The sequence below is a fragment of the Enterococcus sp. FR204 genome (genome assembly GCF_031143325.1).
GTDB lineage: Bacteria > Bacillota > Bacilli > Lactobacillales > Enterococcaceae > Enterococcus_B > Enterococcus_B faecium.
Window position 1 is genome coordinate 1 of the sequence record NZ_JAKZIW010000022.1, and the last position, 22,730, is coordinate 22,730.

The window sequence follows — 22,730 nt, forward strand, 5'->3', positions numbered from 1 at the left end:
TTATTATAATCAGGCAAGTATCCAGTCTACAAAAAAAGACAATGGCCAAAGCGGTCATTGTCTTTACACAAAAAACCGCATAGATTCTAATCTATGCGGGAGTCAATGTTCATGTCTAGCATAGATACAAGCTTTAGAAATGCACTCTAAAAAGTTGTATCTATGGGAAAGTCTCACCATTAATACAACTTATCTACGCCAGCTGCGCCAATTTTTTTTGTTTTCTGCTGAAATACGTTTTGATAAGTTCATTACAGGTCACCCTTTCCTTAAGAATTGATTTAAGTCTAATCGAATTTTTGAATTTCGTCAACTATATTTTTTAATTTTTTATTTGTTATTTTGAAGATCAAACATCACTTGTTCTGATAATTAAAAATAGCGCTATATAGACCCACCGTTTCATCGCGCCAATGTCTCAATTAGCAATCTCGGAATTTTGGGAAGTTACTCCCGTTCTATCCAATTCTTCTTCTAATTGTTTGATATTGGCTAACGGAAGTCGATTCAGTTCAGGGATCAACTCCTTATCAAAATCAGTTATTCCTCCCTTACCCGCAGTTATCCGATTTGCTTCTTTTCCTCCATCAAAGAAAATAAATGTCACTTCATCCGTTCGTATGTTATATTTTTGTTCCAGTTCATGTACATCATAAACGATCGGATAATAAAAGATCGGTCGATTCAATTCTTCCATAAGCTCAGGATCATTAAAAACATCAAGCATGTCCTGATAGGTTTTCCCGTTCGGTTTGCTGAACATCACCGATATCGCCCGGCTTTGTCTGATTTTCTGATCAGCTTTGCTGTAATCAAAAGGTTTCAATTTGCTGGTTGGTATGGACGAATAAACGAGACTATTTACTTGCTCTTCTCGGATTTTTTCCGGCAATAAAAACATTGCAACTGTTAACAGCAATGATAAGATGAGCAGAAACACAAGACGTCGAAAATACTTACTTGGATTTTCTGCGAATGACACTGAGAAATGTTCATTCATTTCTTGTACTCTCGATTTAACTACTTCCCAAATAACAAACACCTTCTTTTCTACTTTTTCTCCTATTTTTTATTATACCTAAAAATTTGGATTTCAACGATATAAACACTGTTTTTTTTGTAATTAGTCCAAGATTTTTCTAGACTTTTGCTTTACTATTCGGCCAAATTGGTTTTTCTTCTTTTTTTCGTTATAATGAATATACTTATGAAAAGAAATGAGGAATGAACCATGTCCTTTGATGGTGTATTTACCCACGCGATGGTCAACGAATTGCGTGAAACGTTACTATCTGGCCGGATCTCGAAAATCCATCAGCCTTATGAAAATGAAATCGTGCTGGTGATTCGTTCACGCGGCAAAAACCATCGATTATTATTATCTGCGCACCCAAGTTATGCTCGTGTACAGATTACCCAAATCGATTATCAGAATCCTGATAATCCGCCTAACTTCGTGATGATGCTTCGAAAATATTTGGATGGCGCTATTTTAGAAGACATCGAACAAATCGAAAATGATCGAGTGATCCATTTCCACTTTGCTAAACGAAACGAGTTGGGTGATCTACAAAATATCATATTGATCGCTGAATTAATGGGACGTCATAGTACGATCGTCTTAGTTAATCGAGAAACTGGAAAAATACTGGATGCGATCAAACACATTGGAAGCTCTCAAAACACTTATCGTTCTTTGCTTCCTGGTGTAGAATATGTTGCTCCGCCAAAACAAGAGGTCTTGAACCCATTTAGCTCCGAGAAAGAAAAAATCTTTCAGCGGCTTTCCCAAACTGAACTAGAGCCAAAAGCAATCCAACGTCAGTTTCAGGGAATCGGTTTCGATACCGCTCAAGAGCTGACCAAAAGATTACTGGAACGTCCTAATGAAAAGATGGTTGTATGGGACAAATTTTTCTCAGCCATCAGCCATCAGCCTATTCCTACTTTTTACGAAACGGAAAATAAAGATTTTTTCACACCGATTGCTTATCAGGTATTGTCCGAACAGGCATCTGCTGTAACAGCTTATCCAACACTCAGTCAATTATTAGATAGCTATTATCACGAAAAAGCAGAGAAAGATCGGGCAAAACAACAAGGCGGAGAACTGATTCGAAAAATCGAAAATGAACTAAAACGAAATAAAAATAAATTGAAAAAACGTGAACAAACACTCAAAGAATCCGAAAACGCTGAGAATTACCGTAGAGATGGCGAACTACTTACTACTTTTCTGACACAAGTACCACGCGGCGCAAAAGAAGTTGTTTTACCTAATTATTATGAAGAAGATCGGCCAATCAAAATAGCACTAGATCCGGCATTGACACCAAATCAAAATGCACAGAAATATTTCCATCGTTACCAAAAGCTGAAGAACGCTGTTAAGCTGATTGGCGAACAAATCCAAGAAGCCAAAGATGAAATCCAATATCTTGAATCTGTCTTATCTCAACTGGAAATTGCCGGCCCAATGGATATCGAAGCAATCAAAGAAGAATTGACTTCAGAAGGATACCTGAAAAAGAAGAACTTAAAAAAACAAAAACGTAAGAAACCATCTCAGCCTGATCAATACTTTTCTTCTGACGGAACGCTCATTCTTGTTGGTAAAAACAATCTTCAAAATGACCAGCTGACAATGAAGACAGCTAAAAAAACCGACTATTGGCTTCATGCAAAAAATATACCCGGTTCGCACGTCATCATTAAAAGTGACAAGCCCTCAGATGAAACAATTACAGAAGCTGCCGAGTTAGCTGCCTATTTTTCAAAATACCGATACTCTGCCCAAGTGCCGGTTGATCTTGTACAGGTAAAGCATATCCGAAAACCAAATGGCGCCAAGCCTGGTTATGTTATTTATGAAAACCAAAAGACGATTATCGTGACACCAGAAGAAGAAAAAATTACAGCTATGAAACAAAACAGGTAATCAATGAGTGTTTCTAGAATCATATTTGCGTACTTTCCCACAACAGCAATTAGTTATAAATTGTTTGCTACAAAAAGAGGAGTTGTGACAAAATTCTGTCACAACCCCTCTTTTTTGATTAACGGTGTTCAATAAACAGCGTTCTCATCTGCTTTTCTTAGCTCTGCTGGTCCAGTAACCGAGTAAGCTCTTTGATAAATCTTTGAGCGATTTCACTGAGCGGACGTTTCGCCGAATAAATGATATAAAATTCATTTAGTTCGCCTTCTGCCAAAGGGATTAACCGCAAATACTCGCGAATCCCTCCAATCACAATACCAGATCCTGAAGCGTAAGCATCAGTTTCAAGAACGATATTCATCAAAGTACCTCGATCACTCGTATAAATCACTGTTTCTTGATCAGGGATCTCGATAAGGTCTTCATAAAAATACGGGAAATTATTTCCATCCTGTGTAAAACGAACTTGAGGATAAGATAACAATTCTTCTTTGGTGATCTCTGCGTGTTCAGCTAATGGATGTCCTTGCCTTAAAAAAATATGCGTTTTGAATTTTCCAATGCTGCGGCCACTTAGCTCTCCTTGTTGTAAATATCTTCTGATACCAGCTTGATTATGCTCATTCATATAAATAATGCCGATCTCACTGTGCTGCTCTTTGACTTCTTCGATCACTCTCGCTGTTGTCGTCTCCATGATCCGAAATTGTTTGATCTCGTCTTTGAATTCCTCGAGTAGCTGTGCGGTCAAAGGACCTAAGAAATCATAATGCTGGGCAGCGATCGAAAAATTGTCTCTCTTTTCACTCGTTAGATAGTGAGTTTCTAATGTATCAAGCTGGACCAATATTTTCTCGGCACGATTTAAGAAGTCTTGCCCTTCTTCTGTTAAATATGCCCCTCGATTCGTTCGAGTAAACAGCGTGATCCCTAACTCGGTTTCTAATTCTTTGATACCAGCTGAAAGACTTGGCTGGGAGACAAACATTTTCTTTGCCGCTTCTCTGAAACTACCATTGTTTGCTACAGCGACCACGTATTTCATCTGCTGGATATTCATTGCTCAAACTCCTCGAAATAATAAATTTCTCTTCCATTCAAGGGCTGGATTGGTCGGTTGTTCGGTCGAGCATACTGACCATCGAAGGGGAGAAGAAACTCTTGGTTCAGTTTTCCTACATGATCCATTACAAACCATTGGATTGGCCCGCTGGTAGGCGGAGTTGTCAATGAGCCAATATAATGGAAATGGCTTTTTTGCTCCGGAAAGAACACATCCGGATTTACCCAATGCTCATGTTTTTCTAAGTTCCAACTTTCCCCATTTTCTTGATTATACAGCCAACCTTCCTGTTCCATTAGCTGGTACATGACACCCACGACTAGATTCTCTTTTTTGCTGTTCATATGAACAAAATGAAATTCAATATCTTCCTGTTTTCCGTTGATGATATGTTCAGAAGGTAAGTGGAAATGAATATCTGTCAAATAATAGCGTTCTTTCTTGAACTCTACATAACTGAGTTGGTCAAAAGGTACTAAATGAATCGTGTTTTTGAATTCCTTGTCAGTAAACCGTTGCTTTTGATAATGAAAGGAAAGCGTGTCTCCTTCTATTTTGGTTTCTTCCCCCTTGGTCAAATGAATAGGCGACTGCAATGGAAATTCCGCACCTCTCGCAAACCAATCACATAAACTCGCCCAATTTTCCGGACCTTTGTCTCCAGAATAGCCCCATTCGACATCCATATTCTTTTTCAACTATACTTCCCCCTGCATCTCATATCATTTTTATTTTTCTTCTTTCTTTACAATCGTTGAGACGGTTTCTAAAAACGCCTCTTTTCCATAAAATTCCTGGTTCAATAGTTCCGGAAATATCTCTTTAAAGAAATACTGAACAGAAGGCCGATGTTCAAAGCTTTTAATCGTAGTCACTGCCTCAATGAACATCTCCTTATAAACTTTTTCCGGGTTATTTTTGATGATTTCATCAAAAGATTCATAAAGAAGGTCAACCTTATCTGAAATGGCTAATAGTTCTCCTTCTACGGTTTCATCTTTTCCTTCGAACAACCGACGGCGATAAACTTCTTGGAACTCAGCTGGAATCTCTTGGTTGATGAATTCGTCCGTCATCTTTTCTTCAACTGTTTGCAGCATCCCTCTTAACTCTTTGCTTGCGTATTTCACCGGCGTTTTGATATCACCAATAAAACGCTCTGTGTAGTCATGATTCAATGATTTTTCATAGAGCAGTTTCCAATCGATCGGTTGTCCATTCGCTTCTTCAATGTCTCCTAGAACTTGCGCAATAGATGCTACACGATACGAATGTGCTGCAACTGTATGCTCTGTATATTTAAAAAATCCAGGTGCCCTTGTGATCGTCTCTAAATTGTTCAATCCTAAAATAAATTCATTCAATCCCATAAAAGTTACCTCCCTTTGAGATTTCTTTTTCCGAATATCATATCATTAAATAACTGATATTCGCAACATTTCCGCTCTTTACCATTTTTGAAACAGCTCCCTTACCAAAAAATAGAGAAAATCTATATATAATAGAAAAAAGAGAAGAGATTATTCTCTTCTTTCTGCTAACCAGTCTTAGAAAAATGAATTTTAAAAAAATCAAAACCAGTCTTAGAAAAATGAATTTTAAAAAAATCAAAAACTGATCACGATAGAAGTTTCTTTTCATACCTGATGAAAAGATGCTTCTCGCAATCAGTTTTTGGATTTTTGCTATTCCAATTGATGATTCTGGAGACACAAATCGGATTTCTCTATCTTCATCAAGCGCGCTTAAATCTGCCAATTTTCAGGATCTTTTTTCCATTCTTTTAGCAGAGTTAATTCTTGCTCATCGATATAACGATCTTCTAAAGCTGCTTCAATCAATACAGAATAATTGGTCAACGTCATAAGAGGGATTTCGGCTTTTTCGAAATTTGCTTTTCCTTTTGGCAACTCATACGTAAAGATAGCCGCAACACCAAGGATATCCGCACCTTCTCTTTTTGCTGCTTCAGCTGCTTCCAAGACACTTCCGCCTGTAGAAATCAAATCCTCGATCACAACCATCTTCTGACCTTCAAATATACGTCCTTCGATTTGGTTACCTTTCCCATGATCTTTCGCCTTACTTCGAATATAGACCATTGGCAAATCCAGTATTTCCGCTACCCATGCGGCATGAGGGATTCCTGCTGTTGCAGTTCCAGCAATCACTTGTACTTCAGGGTAAGCTTCTTTGATTTTGCTTGCTAATCCTTTTGCGATCTCTTTTCGGACTTTTGGATAGCTCATCGTGATTCGGTTATCACAGTAAATTGGGCTTTTGATTCCACTTGCCCATGTAAAAGGATTACTTGGATTTAAAAATACTGCTTCAATTTCTAATAAGTCTTTTGCGATACTTTGTTCAACATTCATTTTAGGTTAGCTCCATTCTGTTTGAATCGTTTGATATGCTTTATAAGGATTAGTTGACTGAGTGATTGGTCGACCTATAACGATAAAAGTTGAGCCGATCTCTTTTGCCTGAGAAGGTGTGACTACTCTTGTCTGATCTCCTGCGACTGTTCCTTCTGGTCTTATACCCGGAGTTAAGCAAACAAATTCGTCTCCTGCCATTTCTTTGATCACTTCTACTTCCCAAGCAGAAGAAACCACACCATCTAATCCTGCTTTTTTGGCACAGCTAGCATAATGGATCACACTTTTTTCTAAAGAAACTTCGATTAGTTGATCGGCATGCATTTCTTCTTCACTTGTAGAAGTAAGCTGAGTGATAGCTAGAAGTAGCGGACGTTTTCCACCTTCTGGAGTCCCCTCTTCTAGTCCTCGCATTGCCGCCTCCATCATACGAATACCGCCAGCGGCATGAACACAGGTGAGATCAACACCAAGCTTTGCCAATCCCCACATTGCTTTTTCGACCGTATTCGGAATATCGTGAAGTTTCAGATCTAAAAATACATTATGACCAGCCTCTTTTAGATAACGTACGATTTCAGGTCCTTCTTGGTAGAACAATTCCATTCCGATTTTCACAAACAATTTTTCTTCTTTCGGGAAAAATCGAAGAAAGTCTTCTACCTCTTGCCTAGTTGAAAAATCTAATGCAATAATTGGTCGTTGGTCTAGTTGATTCATCGTTCACGTTCCTCTCTCACTTCTTTGATTAATCTTTCCAGCGATTCGATGCCTAGTTCGCTCATTCGCACAGGGAGCTCTTTAATTAGTTTAGGACAGATATACGGATCGGTGAAATTCGCGGTCCCTATAGCTACAGCACTTGCTCCAGCCATAAACATCTCAAGAACATCATCCACTGTCTGCACGCCGCCCATCCCAATGATTGGAAGGCTGGATATACTTGCTACTTGGTGAATCAAACGAATAGCGACAGGCTTGATTGCTGGTCCGGAGAGTCCACCTGTTTGATTGGCTAAAATCGGTTTTCTTGTCTTAAGGTCAATCCGCATACCAAGAAGAGTATTGATCATCGTAAACCCATCTGCCCCTCCAGCTTCGATTGCCTGAGCGATTGGAACGATGTCTGTTACATTTGGGGACAATTTGACATAGACAGGAACAGAAGAAACTTTCTTTACTGCTTGTGTTAATTGAAAAGCAACATCAGGATCTGTTCCAAAAGCAATTCCGCCATGTTTGACATTTGGGCAAGAAATATTCAGCTCGATTGCTTTCACATTTGGCGCTTCGCCAATTTTGCTACAAACTTCTACATAGTCTTCTTCACAAGCACCAGCAACATTTGCGATGATGGGTAACTCATTGTACTCCTCTAATTCTGGAAGAAGTTTATGCATAACAACGTCTAGACCAGGATTTTGCAAACCAATTGCATTCAACATGCCAGATGGTGTTTCCGCCACTCTTGGTGTGGGATTGCCAAAGCGGGCATTTGGAGTCGTTGCCTTGACCATGATCGATCCAAGCTGATTCAAATCATAGTATTTTCCGTATTCTTTGCCAAAACCGAAACAGCCGCTTGCCGGCATGATAGGATTTTTTAATTCTAGACCGGGGAGCTTGACTGCTAAAGGATTCTCATTCATATAATTACCTCTCCTATTTTAAAAATCGGTCCTTCGTCACAAACTTTCACACTTTTTGTTCCTGTTTCATCTTCCGGCGTATGACAAACGCAAGCATAGCAAGCCCCTATCCCACATGCCATGCGGGATTCTAATGATAACTGGACATTTTGATGCGAAGAAAACAGCTGTTCCACTGTCTTCAATAACCCGTTTGAACCACATGCAAAAACAGCTGTAGGTTCCGTCTTCGTTCCTAACAATAAATTACCGACATTTCCGTGCATACCGTATGTTCCATCGTCAGTAGCGATTCTTGTTTCTCCTAGACGATTAAATTCTTTTTCATAATAAACGACTTCATGTGTGGCAAAACCTAAAAAATGCGTTGGCTTAATTCCTTTTTCGACTAACTGTTTTGATAACTCATATAGAGGAGGGACACCGATTCCTCCACCGATTATAAATACTTCGTCTCCTGTATGAAGATTGGACAAATCAAAACCATTGCCTAAAGGACCCATGACATCTAAATGGTCTCCGGCAGAAAGAGTAGAGAAGACTCTAGTCCCCTCACCTTCCACCCGATAAATGATACGGCAAGTATTTGTTTCGTGGTCGATATGATTCAAGCTAATCGGTCGGCGTAATAGCAAGTCTGCACGCGGCACGAGAATATGCAAGAACTGTCCTGGTTGCTGCATTTCTTTTACTAGATCACCTTTCAATGTCATTTCAAAAATCTTTGGTGCCAGCTGTTTTTGCTGAACGATTTCCATCATTTCTTGTTTCATCTGTCCCCTCCTGCAACGGTTTTTCGTCTTTTTGTCTTAACATGTGCTCGCCGTTAAATAGGGTTAGTTGAAAAAGCACGGGATTCCATCACTCGAACGATCGCATCTGCTGTGTCTAAAGAAGTAAACAATGGAATACCATGTTCAACTGCTTCTCTTCGGATGATGAAACCGTCTTTAGAAGCATTTCCCCGATCTTTATCAATCGTATTGACAACCACTTGTGTTTTACCATCTCTTATTAAGTCGACTACATTTTTTTCTGCTGCTTCCTCAGAAATTTTCGCTACTGTTTCAACGACCAGACCATTTTTTTCGAAATAAGCAGCTGTATGTTTCGTTCCTATCAGACTATAGCCAATTTCTGTAAAACGTTTAGCTAATTCTAGTGCTTCTTCTTTTGTTTCGTCCGCAATCGTAAATAATACGGCTCCATATTCAGGCAAGTGTAATCCAGAAGCTTCGAATGCCTTGTACAAAGCTTTGTCTAATTGTCTGTCAGATCCCATTACTTCTCCAGTCGATTTCATTTCAGGCCCTAAGTAAGTATCAACTTTCTGCAATTTCGTAAAAGAAAAGACAGGTGCTTTAACATGAACTTCTTTTGTTTCTGGATAAAGTCCGTTTTCATAACCAAGTGTCTTTAGTTTCTCTCCCAAAATAGCTTTCGTCGCAATTTGTGCCATTGGAATTCCTGTCACCTTACTTAAGAATGGAACAGTCCGACTTGCTCGAGGATTGACTTCGATCACATAAACCTCATTTTCATGGATGACAAACTGGATATTCATCATCCCGACACAATTCAAACCTAATGCTAAGCGGATCGTGTAATCTTCGATCGTTTTCTTGATCGATTCAGATAAAGTTTGAGGTGGATACACAGCCATTGAATCCCCTGAATGGACACCAGCACGCTCAATATGCTCCATGATCCCTGGGATGAGTACTGTTTCACCGTCACAAATCGCATCCACTTCGCATTCACCACCAAGCAAGTAACGGTCCACTAGTACTGGATGTTCTGGAGATGCTTTCACAGCATGTTCCATGTAATCTTCTAAATCTCGCTGGTTTTCAACGATTTCCATCGCACGTCCGCCTAATACATAGCTTGGACGAACAAGAACTGGATAACCAATTCTCGAAGCGATAACCACGGCTTCTTCTTTACTTGTAGCAGTATCCCCTAAAGGTTGAGGAATATCCAACTCTTTCAGCGCTTGCTCGAATAAATCACGATTTTCCGCACGATCCAAGTCTTCGATCGTTGTCCCTAAGATTTTTACACCAGCAGCAGTCAAAGGTTCGGCTAAGTTGATTGCTGTCTGACCACCAAATTGAACGATTACTCCTATCGGCTGTTCTAGCTCGATCACATTCATCACATCTTCGAAGGTCAATGGCTCAAAATATAATTTATCCGAAATAGAAAAGTCAGTCGAAACTGTTTCAGGATTGCTGTTCATGATGATTGCTTCGTATCCTGCCTGCTGGATTGCTTTGACAGAATGCACAGTCGCATAGTCAAATTCAACCCCTTGTCCGATACGGATAGGACCAGATCCCAGTACTAGAACTGAGTGCTTTTCTGATCGTGAACTTTCATTTTCATATTCATAGGAACTATAAAAATAAGGTGTTTTTGATTCGAATTCCGCTGCACAAGTGTCAACCATCTTATATACAGGAATCAAATCATTTTCTTTTCTCATCTGGCGAACGGCTTCTTCGTTTATTTCCCACAGCTCCGCCACTTTTTTGTCTGTAAAACCGTTTTGTTTCGCTGTTTTCAATATCTTGTCATCCAACGGCTGCTGTTTCAACTGCTGTTCGATTTCTACGATATGCAACAGTTTATCTAAAAAGAATAAATCGATTTTTGTCAAATCCGCTAATTCTTCTATGGTGTACCCTCTTCTAATAGCTTCAGCTACATAAAACAGGCGATCATCTTGTGCTCGAACCACTTTTTGGATTAGGTCATCGTCCGTGATGTCTGCCAACTCAGGAAGTTCGATATGGTGTGTACCGATTTCTAAAGAACGCACAGCTTTCAATAAAGACTCTTCGATATTCCGACCGATAGCCATCACTTCACCAGTTGCTTTCATCTGCGTGCCTAAAAGCCGTTCTCCGTTTTCAAACTTATCAAACGGCCAGCGAGGAATTTTAGCTACAACATAATCTAATGCAGGTTCAAATTCTGCAAAAGTCGTTCCTGTAACAGGATTTTTCATTTCGTCTAATGTTAATCCAAGCGCTATTTTAGCAGCTAGCTTAGCGATCGGATAGCCAGTCGCCTTACTTGCTAACGCAGATGAACGAGAAACACGCGGATTGACTTCAATCACATAATAATTAAAACTATGTGGATCAAGAGCGAGTTGGACGTTACAGCCTCCCTCGATCTTAAGTGCTCGAATAATCGAAAGAGAAGCATCACGAAGCATTTGATATTCATGGTCAGACAATGTTTGACTAGGGGCAAATACGATAGAATCACCTGTATGGATACCCACTGGGTCAAAATTTTCCATATTGCAGACAACGATTGCATTATCAGCCGAATCTCTCATCACTTCATATTCAATTTCTTTAAAACCTGCAATACTTCGTTCAATCAAACATTGGGTAGCGGGGGAAAGACTTAATCCATTTTCTGATACGATACGTAATTCTTCTTCATTTTCACACATACCTCCACCAGTTCCGCCTAAAGTAAAGGCTGGACGAACGATGACAGGATAGCCGATTTTATTTGCAAAATCTACAGCTTCTTCTACTGTATTGACGATTTCAGACTCGGGGATTGGCTGATTCAATTCTTTCATCAACTGTTTGAATAGATCACGATCTTCTGCTTGATCGATCGCAGAAAGCTTTGTTCCTAGAAGTTCTATGTTCAATTCTTCTAAAATACCTGATGCTGCCAGCTCCATTGCCATATTGAGGCCTGTCTGTCCGCCTAAAGTTGGAAGGAGAGCATCTGGACGCTCTTTTCGAAGAATCCTTGATACAAATTCAAGTGTGATCGGTTCGATATATACTTGATCTGCCACTTCTTTATCCGTCATGATCGTCGCAGGATTAGAATTTACTAAAACCACTTCATATCCTTCTTCTTTTAAGGCAAGGCAGGCTTGTGTTCCTGCGTAGTCAAATTCTGCGGCTTGACCAATGATGATCGGACCAGATCCAATCACCATAATTTTCTTGATATCTGTACGTTTCGGCATCTGTTTACTGCTCCTTTCCTGCGTCCATCATTTCCATAAATTCATCAAATAAATGTAGTGCATCATGCGGACCAGGGGCAGCATCTGGATGAAACTGCACACTGAAAGCGGGATAATCTCTGTGTTTGACTCCTTCTACTGTTCCGTCATTTACTTCTACATGAGTTACGATGAGTTTTTCTGGATCAATCGTGGCTTCATCGACTGCATAGCCATGATTTTGAGAAGTAAAATCAATTCTTCCGGTCGCTACTTCTCGTACCGGGTGATTTAATCCTCGATGTCCGAATTTCATTTTATAGGTATCTGCACCGTTGGCTAAAGCAAATAACTGGTGACCGAGACAAATACCAAAAATCGGTACTTTTCCTTGGATTTTTTTGATCATTTCGATTGCTTCTGGCACATCTTTTGGATCACCAGGTCCATTCGTCAGCATGACTCCGTCTGGTGATAGCGCTAAAATCGTCTCGGCATCTGTGTTATAGGGAAGTACTGTGAGGTTACAGTTTCTTTTACTCAATTCTCGTAAAATACTATGTTTTAAACCGAAGTCAATGACAATGACTTTCCGACCTGTTCCTGGACTTGGATAAGGTTTGTTAGTTGAGACTTGCTGCACTTGATTGGTTGCTAGAACGGTTGCTTTCAGCTGATCAAATGCATGTTCGAAGGAATCTCCAGCATCAACGATACTAGCTTTCATCGTTCCGACTTCACGGATTTTGCGAGTAAGGGCGCGCGTATCGATACCTGATATTCCAGGAATTCCTTTTTGTTTCAAAAATGAATCTAGCGTCATTTGGTTTCGCCAGTTTGAAGCTACACGTGCATGTTCCTTTACTACTACTCCTTTGCATGTTGGAGAAATCGATTCATAATCATCTCTATTTACCCCATAATTACCCACCATAGGATAGGTAAATGTAATGATTTGACCGTTAAAACTTTGATCAGTGATAGTTTCTTGATAACCAGTCATACTTGTTGTAAAAACGATTTCTCCGAAGACACTAGCATCTGCACCAAAAGCCTTTCCTTCGAAAACTGTTCCATCTTCTAATATAAGCAAACGTTCCATACTTTTATTCTCCCTTCTGCCACACAAGTTTTCCGTTGACAAAAGTCATTTGTGTTTCGCCTTTTACTTTCCAGCCGATAAAAGGTGTATTCTCCCCTTTTGATAAAAAGTCTTCTTTATCGATCGTGCAAGTTTGTGTAATATCAAAAACTGCCACATCAGCGGGGGCACCAACCGTTAGCGTTCCTGCATTCAAACCAAAAATCTCAGCCGGTTTAACTGCCAACCAATTGATCACTTGTTCCAACGTGAATCGACCAGTTTCTACAAAATGAGTATAGATCAGTTGAAACGCTGTTTCGCTTCCTACGATACCAAATGGTGATTTCATGAAACTTTGGCTTTTTTCTTCTAATCCATGGGGGGCATGGTCTGTAGCGATGCAATCGATCGTACCGTCAAGCAAGCCTTCGATCAAAGCTTCTCTGTCCTCCCGTCCTCTTAGCGGCGGGTTCATTTTCCAAAAGCCGAAATCTTCGGGAATATCTTCGTCGATCAAAATAAGATGATGGGGTGAAACTTCTGCTGTTACGTGGATTCCTGCTTTTTTTGCGTCTCTGATTACACGGACACTTTCTTTAGTAGAAACATGGCAAACATGGTAATGAACACCAGTTGCTTCAGCTAGCAACAGATCTCTAGCAATTTGAGAAGACTCGGTTACGCTTAAGATCCCGGGAAGACCAAGTTCTTCTGCCTTCTTGCCAGCGTGCATAACGCCGCCAAATAATAAAGATTCATCTTCTGTATGGGCTACTAGGGCTTTATTGTTTTTTGCAGCTTCTTTCATAGCCAGATACATCGTCCCAGCTGTTTGGACACCTACACCGTCATTTGTGAAAGCAAAAGCACCTTCTTCAATCAGTGCTTCTTGATCAACTAATTTCTCACTTCGCAGATTTTCTGTGATTGGCGCATACTGCAATACCTTCACAACTGCATCTTTTCTAATGATGTCATATACTTGTCTCAGCTTTTCTGCCGTATCAGGTACAGGATTTAAATTCGGCATCGCGCATACAGTAGTGAAACCGCCACGAGCAGCTGAGCGAGTCCCAGCTTCGATCGTCTCCTTGTATGTAAATCCTGGCTCTCTCAAATGAACATGGACGTCCACTAAACCAGGTGTGATCAATTGTCCCTTTGCATCAAACACTTCATCAAATTCGGCTTCTGAGAATCCTGTACCGATTGCTTTGATTCGCCCATCTTCTATCCAAATTTCTGCTGGTGTCGTCATATTTTTTCGTGTATTGATCTGACCGTTTTTAATGAGTGTTTTCATTTTTTCATCCTCCTATAATTACGCTTTTCCATTTAGCACTGCTTCTAAGATTGCCATTCTGACGAATACTCCATTGCTCATTTGCTGAACGATCCGCGACTGTAATCCTTCCACTAATGAATCAGCTAATTCTACATCGCGGTTAACTGGTGCTGGGTGCATAATGATTGCATGTTTTTGCAACTTCTTCGCACGCTCAACTGTTAACCCATGTTCCTGATGGTAGCCTTCTTTTGAGAAACTTTCTTTTCCATCATGGCGTTCGTGTTGCACCCGAAGCATCATCATGACATCAACTTGATCTAGTAGTTCATCCAATGGCATATAATGTCCGTACACTTCGAATTCATCGTCGTACCATTCTCTAGGACCTGAGAAGAATACTTGTGCGCCTAGACGTTTTAACATCTGCATATTGGATTTAGCTACGCGAGAGTGAGTGATATCACCTACGATGGCAACTTTCAGTCCTTCAAAATGACCAAATTCTTCATAAATGGTCATCAAATCAAGCAAGCATTGGGTTGGATGCTGTCCGCTTCCGTCTCCTCCATTGATAATCGAACACTGGATTGTTTTACTTTGTATCAGTTCGTCATAATAGTTCTCATCACCATGACGGATAACCGCTACGTCTACGCCTAATGCTGACATCGTCAGTACTGTATCGTATAGTGTTTCCCCTTTTTGGACAGAGCTTGTGCTTGCTTCAAATTCAATCACTTCTAGCCCTAGTTTTTTCTCCGCTACATCGAAGCTTTTATGTGTGCGAGTACTATTTTCGAAAAAGAGGTTTGTAGCAAAGTACTGGCGCTTTTGCGGAGTCCAATTAGCACCTTGCTTGAATTCCTGCCCTCTGCGGATCAAGCCCATAACTTCTTGATCAGTAAGTGCCTCAACGGTCAATAAATGCTTTAAGCTGATACGTTCTGATTTGATGATCATAATGTTTCCTCCTTAGTTTTCTTCGCTTCGTGAAGTTTCTGGTAAGATAAGATTTAAAATGATGCCAAGTACAGTTGCTAATGCCATTGCCGACAATGTAAATGTGCCTACTTCAAAGACGAGTCCGCCAATTCCTACTACTAAGATAACTGAAGCAATCAACAGATTTTTCTTTTTATCAAAATCGATTTTGTTCTCGATTAAAATCTTCATTCCACTTGCCGCAATTACTCCAAATAAGATAAAACTGATTCCTGAGATGACTGGTCCAGGGATACTTAAAATCAAAGCGCTTAATTTTCCTACGAATCCTAAAATGACTGCAAATACTGCAGCTCCACCGATCACAAACACGCTATGGACACGTGTGATAGCCAGAACACCAATGTTTTCACCGTAACTTGTTACAGGAGGACCTCCGACAAAGGCTGCCACGATTTGTGCTAACCCATCACCTGTCAACGTCTTATGAAGACCCGGTTCTTCAAAGAAATTACGTTTAGTTAGTTTATTCAATACCATAAGATGGCCGATATGCTCTGTCATCGTCACAAAAGCGATGGGTGCCATTGTTGTGATTGCTCCAAGATATAGCTTTGGTTCATATTGTACAAAGGGAATCTCAAAGTTAGGAACAGCAAACCAGGCAGCGTCTACGATTGGCTTAGTATCCACGATTCCAAACAGCAAGGCTACGATGTACCCGCTAATAATACCTAGTAAAATCGGAATCAATCCGAGAAAACCTCTTAGCCACATGTTGAAGAAAATGGTTAATCCTAATGTGATCAGCGCTACAGCAATATACTTGAAATCATACGTGCCCTGATTATACATAGCATTTGTTGCTGCATTTGCCGCAAGTCCCAACCCGATAACCATGATGACTGGACCGACGACGATTGGAGGCAAGATTTTATCCAGCCATGCTGAACCGATCTTTTTGATGATCAGCGCAACAATCAAATAGACTAATCCAGTTGTGACTGCTCCTTGTGCAATCGCTGGATAACCATCTGTTTTCATCAAAAGCTGCATCGCTGCAATGAAAGCGAAGCTGCTTCCTAAGTACGCAGGTATCTTTCCTTTAGTAGTAAATAAGTACACCAATGTACCTAGTCCTGAACTGACTAGCGCGATACCTGGATCGATACCTACTAAGATGGGGACTAACACGGTTGCTCCGAACATCGTGAACAAGTGTTGTAAACTTAATCCTACCCAATGTCCTGGGGTTGGGCGATCGTGGATATCTAACACCACGTCATCATTATGAAATCCTTTTTTCTCCGACATGTTTCTCTCTCCTCTAATCTTCCTCTTTCAAAATCATGATGCGATCTTGTCCATCAAGCTCTTGCATCTCTACTAAAATCTCTTCCGCCCGAGATGTTGGAATGTTCTTCCCAACATAATCTGCACGGATTGGCAATTCTCGATGCCCACGATCGACCAGGACTGCTAATGAAATTTTTCTTGGTCTACCAAAATCCATTACTGCGTCCATTGCTGCTCGAATCGTTCGTCCTGTATACAAAACATCATCAATCAAAATAACTTCTTTTCCTTCTAAGGAAACTGGGATGTCAGAAGAATGAAGTTCCGGTTCTTCTGGATTTTCTTTTTTGTCATCTCGGTATAAAGTGATATCCAGTTCTCCTACAGGAATATCGATATCTTCTAGCTGCTTCAGGCGTTCGGCAATTCTTGATGCAATGTAGATTCCTCGTGTTTTGATACCTACCAATACGATATCTTGGATACTATGGTTTCTCTCGATAATCTCATAAGTAATTCGAGTCAATGCTCGCTTCATGGTTACCTGATCTACTACTTCTTTTGCTTGCATTTTCATTCCCCCTACTTTTTTGCATAAAAAAACTCCTGCCCTAAGAGGACAGGAGGAATGTTTAAACTGAGCGTATACTGATACACTGATAGCTATACTATGTCAATGAGCAATCTACTTATGGCGCACCATACGCATCCTTGCTCCCACCCTTCTTAGCCTCACGGGACTAAACTTAAAGGAATTCTATTAAGTTTTATGCTTTCGTTGTTAATTACTATACCGTTATCTAAATTAAAATGCAATGTTTTTTCTTAATTTTTCTAAAGTTTTTTCAAAAACTTCTGGAAGAGGTGCTTCAAAGATCATCTTTTCGTTTGTAGTCGGGTGCGTAAAACCTAACATTTTCGCATGGAGAAACTGACCATTGCCTTTCAAAGTTTTCTTCGGTCCGTATACTGGATCTCCAGCTAACGGATAACCGATATACTTCATATGCACACGGATCTGGTGTGTTCTTCCGGTTTCTAGTTTTAATTCAACCAGAGTAAATCCTTCGAAACGTTCCAATACAGTAAAATGTGTGACAGCCGGCTTCCCATCTTCTCTTATCGCCTGCATTTTCCGGTTTTCCTTCGAACGGCCGATTGGCGCATTGATGGTTCCTTTTTCGTGAGGAATCTCTCCATGGACTAAAGCAACATATTTGCGCAAAGAGGTCTTATCTTTTAATTGCTGAGCTAATGATTCGTGTGCCTGGTCATTTTTGGCAACCATTAGCAGTCCGGAAGTATCTTTGTCGATTCGGTGAACAATACCTGGACGAATAACGCCGTTGATCGTAGAAAGATCCTTGATATGGTACATCAGCGCATTGACCATTGTGCCATGCGTATGACCTGCTGAAGGATGAACGACCATTCCTTGAGGTTTGTTTATCACCGCTACATCTTCATCTTCGTAAACGATCGTCAACGGGATATTTTCTGGGACCACATCTAATGTTTCTGGTTCGGGGATCAAGACAGTAATCTCGTCTCCTTGTTTTACTTTGTAATTTGCTTTGACTGGCTGTCCATTGACAGAAACCGCTCCATTTTTCAGCCACAGCTGAATTTGCGAACGACTGTAATCGGTGAATAAATTAGTCAATACTTTATCGATCCTACCAGATTCATGGTGAATCGTCGTTTTAAGTTCTGTCATTTTTTTCTTTGATCCTTTTCATCTAAAATAATATAAATTAATATACAAATCACTCCACATACAAGTGTCACATCTGCTACGTTAAAAATCGGAAAGCTCATAAAATCTGTCTGGAACATATCTACTACATAGCCAAGACGAATACGGTCGATAAAATTGCCAATCGCACCAGCTAGAATCAAACTCAATCCAATCATGAACCAGCGATTACCTTTTTCACGATTTTTAATCATCAATGTGAGAATCACAACGACTGCAATGAGTGTCACTATAGTAAAGAACCACATCTTCCCTTCTAGCATACTCCATGCGGCTCCAGTGTTTCGAATATGATTCAGTGACAAAATACCTGGTATAAGACTTTTCGTCTCTCCAAGCGCTAGATTATCAGTGATCCACCATTTGACCAACTGATCCACTCCTACTAGCAAAGCGCTGAATATCCAATAAATAATTAACAAAAAATCAATCCTTTTCTATTTGTTTATAAATATCACGAGGTCGTACGATCCCGAGCAGATTACCATCGGGATTCCCATCTTTAGTGATAAGTACGGCTTCCAAAGTCCCTTGCTCACGAAACATCGCTTCAACCTCGTAAATATGTGTTTTAGCTGGAACAAAATGATAATTTGTGTACTTTCCGTTTTGGATGATCAAATCCAACGCTCGTTTATTTGTTAAATCAACCGGACCTTTTTGGCTTTCTTTTGCTAGCCAAAACCCGATATTACGTAAAGTAATCAATGCTACAAATTTTCCTTTATTGTATAACGGAAATTGTGAATACCTTTTTTCTGCTACTATCTTTAACAGTTCAAGTAACGGAAGATCTTGTTCAAAAACTGTTACACGTTTTGCAAATCGAGGCAGCACGGTTTCAGGCCGAATCAGTTCTTGTTCGATCAGCTGGATTCGCTTGACTGTCCAATCATTTGGCTCTGCAATGACAAAATCGACTGCGATCCGATCATGGACGATCGCATTCCTTAACTGAGCAAGCTGTAAAAGATCATCTTCGTATTTTCTGATCATTAATTGTTTTCTTTGAGCTAGGCGTCTGACAAGTTCGGTAAATCCCATATTTCGTGCATTTCCCATCTCGTCTCTCATCCATTTTTCGATTCGATTGAAACTGATTAAAAAAAGATCAGAGTTTGCCATAATTTTCCTCCTTGATCAAATATGCCCGGTTTTTTATATAGAAAAAGAACGCAATCAACACAATAACTGCAAAAAAACTGAAAAATAAATTTTGTAGGAAAACGGCCCCCAACCCAGTTGCTAGAAATAAAAACGGATAGATTTGAAGAATCAAGTAATTCATTGTGATCACATAAGCAGGCTTTGCTTCTTTCACTGTATAAACGGGGCTTTTTAGCCAATAAAAGGTGACCTGCATCGTAAAGGGCACTTCCAGATCAAGCGTTATCTTTTGTTCATGACTGAGAACACTGCGTTTTTCATTGTTGATTCTTAGCTGAATCGAGCTACCCATACCGTAAAAACCGGTTTTTCTTATAAATGTCGTTTTCATCATACCCTCCTATTATGCTTTAGTATAGCTCAAAATACAATAAAGAAAAAGAATGATCCTAGTGTAAACAAAATTAATTCCCTATCGTCTAAAAAAAGAAGCTGTAGTCAAAATACAGCTCCTTCGATGTTTAATGAAAGTTATTTAGTATACGGTAGATTATAATCAAGCTTAAAACAATCCCAACACTTCTCCGTCATTTGTCACGTCCATATTCAATGCAGCAGGTTTTTTAGGCAAACCAGGCATCGTCATAACATCTCCAGTCAAGGCTACTAAAAATCCTGCCCCTAATTTTGGGATGATTTCGCGGATCGTGATGGTGAAATCTTCCGGTGCACCTAGCAGTGAAGGATCATCAGAAAATGAATACTGTGTTTTTGCCATACAAATCGGCAGTTTGTCCCATCCATTCTTCGTAAACTCTTCTATTTGTTTTTGCGCTTTTTTGCTGAAAACAACACCATTTCCTCCGTAAATTTTCTTGACGATTGTTTCTGTCTTTTCTTGTATCGTTTCTTCTAGGCGGTATAATGGCTTGTAATTAGCTTCTTTTCTATCAATCAATCGTACTACAGCTTTTGCTAAATCAACGCCGCCTTCTGCTCCATCTGCCCATACACTCGCTCTCTTGGCAATAATCCCCTGATTTTCACACAAGTGCTCCAACAGTGTGAGTTCATTGTCTGTATCTGTTACGAATTCATTGATTGCGACGATCACAGGTAGCTGATATTGTTCCATATTACGTATATGGCGCTTTAAATTTGCAAAACCTACTTTCAAAGCATCAAGATTCTCATTTTTAAGTTCATCTTTTTTCATTCCGCCATGCATTTTCAATGCACGGACAGTGGCGACAATCACCACAGCATCCGGCGCTTTTTTCAAGTTAGGTACTTTGATATCTAAAAATTTCTCTCCGCCAAGATCTGCACCAAATCCTGCCTCTGTGACAACATAATCTGCTAATCTCAATGCTGTCTTGGTAGCTAAAATACTATTGCAGCCATGAGCGATATTGGCAAACGGTCCCCCGTGGACAAAAGCTGGTGTTCCGTAAATTGTTTGTACAAGATTCGGCTTGATTGCATCTTTCAGCAGTAATGCCAGAGCGCCTTCTGCTTTCAAGTCTCCAGCAGTCACAGGCTGACGGTCAAATGTATAGCCGACAACGATCCTTGCAAGACGAGCCTTTAAATCTTCAAGGTCTGCCGCAAGACACAAGATAGCCATGATTTCGCTGGCAACTGTGATATCAAATCCATCTTCTCTTGGGACACCTTGGATTGGCCCACCCAAGCCAACAATTACTTTACGCAGTTCACGATCATTGAGATCGACTACCCGTTTCCAAATCACTCGGCGGGCATCGATGTTCAATTCATTTCCTTGATGAATATGATTATCTAAAAGAGCAGATAATGCATTATTAGCTGTTGTGATAGCATGCATGTCACCAGTAAAATGCAAGTTGATATCTTCCATAGGCAATACCTGTGCATATCCTCCGCCTGCAGCACCACCTTTGATTCCCATCACAGGACCAAGTGAGGGTTCTCGCAATGCAATAACAGATTTTTTATTGATTTTATTGAGCGCGTCTCCTAACCCTACAGTGATCGTTGACTTTCCTTCGCCAGCTGGTGTTGGATTGATGGAAGTAACTAAGATCAAATGCCCCTCAGCGTTATCCTTTGATCGATTGATTCCAGAAAAATTGATTTTCGCCTTATATTTCCCATACAGTTCCAAATCGTCTTCCTTAAGATCTAATTTACTAGCCACTTCAACAATCGGTTCTAGCTCTGTTTCTTGTGAAATTTGCAGATCATTCTTCATTTGATTACCCCTTTTCACGAACTTTATTCAACAAAATATCTTCTTTGTTAAGATATGCCAATTATACCTTTTTTTATTCAGAAAAAAAACATAAAATTACAGGTTTTTAATTTATTTGACGTACTTATAAATACTCTTTATAATGAAGGCTATGATCAGACTTTAGAAAGGTCGTGAGTGCTTTGACCACAGGAATTGTAAAATGGTTTGACAACAAAAAAGGATACGGCTTTATCAGTTATGATGTCACAGAAGAAATTTTTGTACATTTTACTGCGATTGAAGAAGAGGGATTCAAAACTTTGGAAGAAAATCAAGTGGTCGAATTTGAGATCATCGAAGGGAATCGAGGAACACAAGCTGCCCATGTCAAGAAAGGCAACGTTCAGACTACCGATACTAGTATGCATGAATAGATAAACAAATAGAGTGAGACGCTAAACGGGATGAACCGTACGTCTCACTCTTTTCTTTTCCTGTAAAAATTCGTTTTTTTAGGTTCTGATTTTTAAAATTAGCTTTTTCTTTTTTTCGTATAAGGATAAGGAATTGATTCTGATTTGGGTCCGTTTTTTTCAAAATGATCAAAAAGGACTACTTGATCTTTTTTTCGCATCATGAAAACAGATGGGGCTTTCTCATCTTGCAACATCATTTGCACCCCAGTATTAGTTGGCGTCAAAGATCGAATCTGTCCGACAGATATTTCTCGGTCTTTCCAAAAAGCAGCATAACGTATAATCACAGAGTTTGATTTTAAAATAAAAGAACGTCGCAAACCTAGAAATAGAAAAACAAGAAAAATACCTAAAACAAAATTGCTTTTCCAATAAGGACCTGTGTTTTCTAAAGAAAGAATCAGACTAAAAAACAGAATGATCAAGGTCAATGACCAATAGATGATCGTATGTGCCAGTTCAGGCTGCCATCGAATATTTTTTTTCATTCTCTAACCTCTCACCGATTCAGTAATGATATAATCTTACCATAACATTAGTTTGAACA

At 39.8% G+C, this 22,730-nt stretch carries 23 protein-coding genes; 2 read left to right on the forward strand and 21 right to left on the reverse strand.

Annotation, left to right across the window (positions count from 1 at the left end; all coding sequences use genetic code 11):
* Positions 1-418 precede the first annotated feature (418 nt).
* Positions 419-1,042 carry a hypothetical protein gene (locus RG571_RS06805; protein WP_002299728.1) on the reverse strand — a complete coding sequence of 208 codons (624 nt, stop codon included), beginning with the start codon at positions 1,040-1,042 and terminating at the stop codon, positions 419-421.
* A 189-nt stretch (positions 1,043-1,231) separates the two neighbouring features.
* On the opposite strand from RG571_RS06805, the gene efbA reads away from it, so the two are divergent.
* Positions 1,232-2,938, forward strand: coding sequence for a fibronectin-binding protein EfbA (gene efbA, locus RG571_RS06810; RefSeq protein ID WP_258430685.1), 1,707 nt, complete (start codon positions 1,232-1,234; stop codon positions 2,936-2,938).
* Between the two features lie 157 nt (positions 2,939-3,095).
* Here efbA and RG571_RS06815 read toward each other — a convergent pair whose 3' ends face one another.
* From RG571_RS06815 to RG571_RS06905, 19 genes are all read right to left on the reverse strand, one after another.
* Positions 3,096-3,998, reverse strand: coding sequence for a LysR family transcriptional regulator (locus RG571_RS06815; RefSeq protein WP_094889780.1), 903 nt, complete (start codon positions 3,996-3,998; stop codon positions 3,096-3,098).
* Positions 3,995-4,687, reverse strand: coding sequence for a carbonic anhydrase family protein (locus tag RG571_RS06820; protein ID WP_172436436.1), 693 nt, complete (start codon positions 4,685-4,687; stop codon positions 3,995-3,997). The genes RG571_RS06815 and RG571_RS06820 overlap by 4 nt, the downstream gene beginning before the upstream one ends.
* A gap of 42 nt (positions 4,688-4,729) precedes the next feature.
* The gene (locus tag RG571_RS06825; RefSeq protein WP_002288886.1) at positions 4,730-5,371 is read right to left on the reverse strand and encodes a YfbR-like 5'-deoxynucleotidase; all 642 of its coding nucleotides are present in this window, start codon (positions 5,369-5,371) and stop codon (positions 4,730-4,732) included.
* A 37-nt stretch (positions 5,372-5,408) separates the two neighbouring features.
* On the reverse strand, positions 5,409-5,759 hold the full coding sequence (locus RG571_RS06830) for a hypothetical protein (protein ID WP_131774418.1): 351 nt from the start codon (positions 5,757-5,759) through the stop codon (positions 5,409-5,411).
* Positions 5,747-6,376 carry an orotate phosphoribosyltransferase gene (pyrE, locus tag RG571_RS06835; protein WP_002288884.1) on the reverse strand — a complete coding sequence of 210 codons (630 nt, stop codon included), beginning with the start codon at positions 6,374-6,376 and terminating at the stop codon, positions 5,747-5,749. Before pyrE ends, RG571_RS06830 begins: the two co-directional genes overlap by 13 nt.
* A gap of 6 nt (positions 6,377-6,382) precedes the next feature.
* Entirely contained in the window at positions 6,383-7,099 is a 717-nt protein-coding gene (pyrF, locus tag RG571_RS06840) for an orotidine-5'-phosphate decarboxylase (RefSeq protein WP_029485287.1), read from the reverse strand.
* Positions 7,096-8,028, reverse strand: a complete 933-nt coding sequence (locus RG571_RS06845) for a dihydroorotate dehydrogenase (RefSeq protein WP_002299718.1) — start codon at positions 8,026-8,028, stop codon at positions 7,096-7,098. Before RG571_RS06845 ends, pyrF begins: the two co-directional genes overlap by 4 nt.
* On the reverse strand, positions 8,025-8,801 hold the full coding sequence (locus RG571_RS06850; protein WP_002288879.1) for a dihydroorotate dehydrogenase electron transfer subunit: 777 nt from the start codon (positions 8,799-8,801) through the stop codon (positions 8,025-8,027). Before RG571_RS06850 ends, RG571_RS06845 begins: the two co-directional genes overlap by 4 nt.
* Before the next feature lie 53 nt (positions 8,802-8,854).
* Positions 8,855-12,040 (reverse strand): carbamoyl-phosphate synthase large subunit, encoded by a 3,186-nt coding sequence (gene carB, locus RG571_RS06855; protein ID WP_029485288.1) that lies wholly within the window; start codon positions 12,038-12,040, stop codon positions 8,855-8,857.
* Positions 12,041-12,044: 4 nt separating this feature from the next.
* Positions 12,045-13,121, reverse strand: coding sequence for a carbamoyl phosphate synthase small subunit (locus RG571_RS06860; RefSeq protein ID WP_002288877.1), 1,077 nt, complete (start codon positions 13,119-13,121; stop codon positions 12,045-12,047).
* 4 nt (positions 13,122-13,125) lie between these two features.
* On the reverse strand, positions 13,126-14,406 hold the full coding sequence (locus RG571_RS06865; RefSeq protein WP_002288875.1) for a dihydroorotase: 1,281 nt from the start codon (positions 14,404-14,406) through the stop codon (positions 13,126-13,128).
* Between the two features lie 18 nt (positions 14,407-14,424).
* The gene (locus RG571_RS06870) at positions 14,425-15,351 is read right to left on the reverse strand and encodes an aspartate carbamoyltransferase catalytic subunit (protein WP_002288872.1); all 927 of its coding nucleotides are present in this window, start codon (positions 15,349-15,351) and stop codon (positions 14,425-14,427) included.
* Positions 15,352-15,363: 12 nt separating this feature from the next.
* Positions 15,364-16,647: a solute carrier family 23 protein gene (locus RG571_RS06875; protein ID WP_002288870.1), complete on the reverse strand. Its 1,284-nt coding sequence runs from the start codon at positions 16,645-16,647 to the stop codon at positions 15,364-15,366.
* A 13-nt stretch (positions 16,648-16,660) separates the two neighbouring features.
* The gene (gene pyrR, locus RG571_RS06880) at positions 16,661-17,200 is read right to left on the reverse strand and encodes a bifunctional pyr operon transcriptional regulator/uracil phosphoribosyltransferase PyrR (RefSeq protein ID WP_002295862.1); all 540 of its coding nucleotides are present in this window, start codon (positions 17,198-17,200) and stop codon (positions 16,661-16,663) included.
* Positions 17,201-17,434: 234 nt separating this feature from the next.
* Positions 17,435-18,346: an RluA family pseudouridine synthase gene (locus RG571_RS06885; RefSeq protein ID WP_308947787.1), complete on the reverse strand. Its 912-nt coding sequence runs from the start codon at positions 18,344-18,346 to the stop codon at positions 17,435-17,437.
* A complete protein-coding gene (lspA, locus tag RG571_RS06890) occupies positions 18,343-18,807 on the reverse strand; it encodes a signal peptidase II (protein WP_010724048.1) in 465 nt (154 codons plus the stop codon). The genes RG571_RS06885 and lspA overlap by 4 nt, the downstream gene beginning before the upstream one ends.
* 4 nt (positions 18,808-18,811) lie before the next feature.
* Positions 18,812-19,510 carry a CBS domain-containing protein gene (locus RG571_RS06895; protein ID WP_258430462.1) on the reverse strand — a complete coding sequence of 233 codons (699 nt, stop codon included), beginning with the start codon at positions 19,508-19,510 and terminating at the stop codon, positions 18,812-18,814.
* The gene (locus RG571_RS06900; RefSeq protein ID WP_002295856.1) at positions 19,497-19,883 is read right to left on the reverse strand and encodes a hypothetical protein; all 387 of its coding nucleotides are present in this window, start codon (positions 19,881-19,883) and stop codon (positions 19,497-19,499) included. Before RG571_RS06900 ends, RG571_RS06895 begins: the two co-directional genes overlap by 14 nt.
* Before the next feature lie 171 nt (positions 19,884-20,054).
* Positions 20,055-21,725, reverse strand: a complete 1,671-nt coding sequence (locus RG571_RS06905) for a formate--tetrahydrofolate ligase (RefSeq protein ID WP_010727778.1) — start codon at positions 21,723-21,725, stop codon at positions 20,055-20,057.
* 182 nt (positions 21,726-21,907) lie between these two features.
* Between RG571_RS06905 and RG571_RS06910 the strand changes: the two genes are divergently transcribed.
* On the forward strand, positions 21,908-22,141 hold the full coding sequence (locus tag RG571_RS06910) for a cold shock domain-containing protein (protein ID WP_258430464.1): 234 nt from the start codon (positions 21,908-21,910) through the stop codon (positions 22,139-22,141).
* A gap of 98 nt (positions 22,142-22,239) precedes the next feature.
* On the opposite strand, the gene RG571_RS06915 is transcribed toward RG571_RS06910, so the two are convergent.
* A complete protein-coding gene (locus tag RG571_RS06915; RefSeq protein ID WP_002295850.1) occupies positions 22,240-22,671 on the reverse strand; it encodes an EbsA family protein in 432 nt (143 codons plus the stop codon).
* Between the last annotated feature and the right edge of the window lie 59 nt (positions 22,672-22,730).

What these genes read in the sequence shown, in the direction of transcription:
- RG571_RS06895 (WP_258430462.1), bottom strand. Translation starts at nt 19,510, where the DNA reads ATGGCAAACTCTGATCTTTTTTTAATCAGTTTCAATCGAATCGAAAAA.
- RG571_RS06860 (WP_002288877.1), bottom strand. Translation starts at nt 13,121, where the DNA reads ATGGAACGTTTGCTTATATTAGAAGATGGAACAGTTTTCGAAGGAAAG.
- RG571_RS06865 (WP_002288875.1), bottom strand. Translation starts at nt 14,406, where the DNA reads ATGAAAACACTCATTAAAAACGGTCAGATCAATACACGAAAAAATATG.
- RG571_RS06885 (WP_308947787.1), bottom strand. Translation starts at nt 18,346, where the DNA reads ATGACAGAACTTAAAACGACGATTCACCATGAATCTGGTAGGATCGAT.
- RG571_RS06820 (WP_172436436.1), bottom strand. Translation starts at nt 4,687, where the DNA reads ATGGATGTCGAATGGGGCTATTCTGGAGACAAAGGTCCGGAAAATTGG.
- RG571_RS06850 (WP_002288879.1), bottom strand. Translation starts at nt 8,801, where the DNA reads ATGAAACAAGAAATGATGGAAATCGTTCAGCAAAAACAGCTGGCACCA.
- RG571_RS06845 (WP_002299718.1), bottom strand. Translation starts at nt 8,028, where the DNA reads ATGAATGAGAATCCTTTAGCAGTCAAGCTCCCCGGTCTAGAATTAAAA.
- RG571_RS06875 (WP_002288870.1), bottom strand. Translation starts at nt 16,647, where the DNA reads ATGTCGGAGAAAAAAGGATTTCATAATGATGACGTGGTGTTAGATATC.
- RG571_RS06905 (WP_010727778.1), bottom strand. Translation starts at nt 21,725, where the DNA reads ATGAAGAATGATCTGCAAATTTCACAAGAAACAGAGCTAGAACCGATT.
- RG571_RS06825 (WP_002288886.1), bottom strand. Translation starts at nt 5,371, where the DNA reads ATGGGATTGAATGAATTTATTTTAGGATTGAACAATTTAGAGACGATC.
- pyrR (WP_002295862.1), bottom strand. Translation starts at nt 17,200, where the DNA reads ATGCAAGCAAAAGAAGTAGTAGATCAGGTAACCATGAAGCGAGCATTG.
- pyrF (WP_029485287.1), bottom strand. Translation starts at nt 7,099, where the DNA reads ATGAATCAACTAGACCAACGACCAATTATTGCATTAGATTTTTCAACT.
- pyrE (WP_002288884.1), bottom strand. Translation starts at nt 6,376, where the DNA reads ATGAATGTTGAACAAAGTATCGCAAAAGACTTATTAGAAATTGAAGCA.
- carB (WP_029485288.1), bottom strand. Translation starts at nt 12,040, where the DNA reads ATGCCGAAACGTACAGATATCAAGAAAATTATGGTGATTGGATCTGGT.
- efbA (WP_258430685.1), top strand. Translation starts at nt 1,232, where the DNA reads ATGTCCTTTGATGGTGTATTTACCCACGCGATGGTCAACGAATTGCGT.
- RG571_RS06900 (WP_002295856.1), bottom strand. Translation starts at nt 19,883, where the DNA reads ATGAAAACGACATTTATAAGAAAAACCGGTTTTTACGGTATGGGTAGC.
- RG571_RS06870 (WP_002288872.1), bottom strand. Translation starts at nt 15,351, where the DNA reads ATGATCATCAAATCAGAACGTATCAGCTTAAAGCATTTATTGACCGTT.
- RG571_RS06915 (WP_002295850.1), bottom strand. Translation starts at nt 22,671, where the DNA reads ATGAAAAAAAATATTCGATGGCAGCCTGAACTGGCACATACGATCATC.
- RG571_RS06815 (WP_094889780.1), bottom strand. Translation starts at nt 3,998, where the DNA reads ATGAATATCCAGCAGATGAAATACGTGGTCGCTGTAGCAAACAATGGT.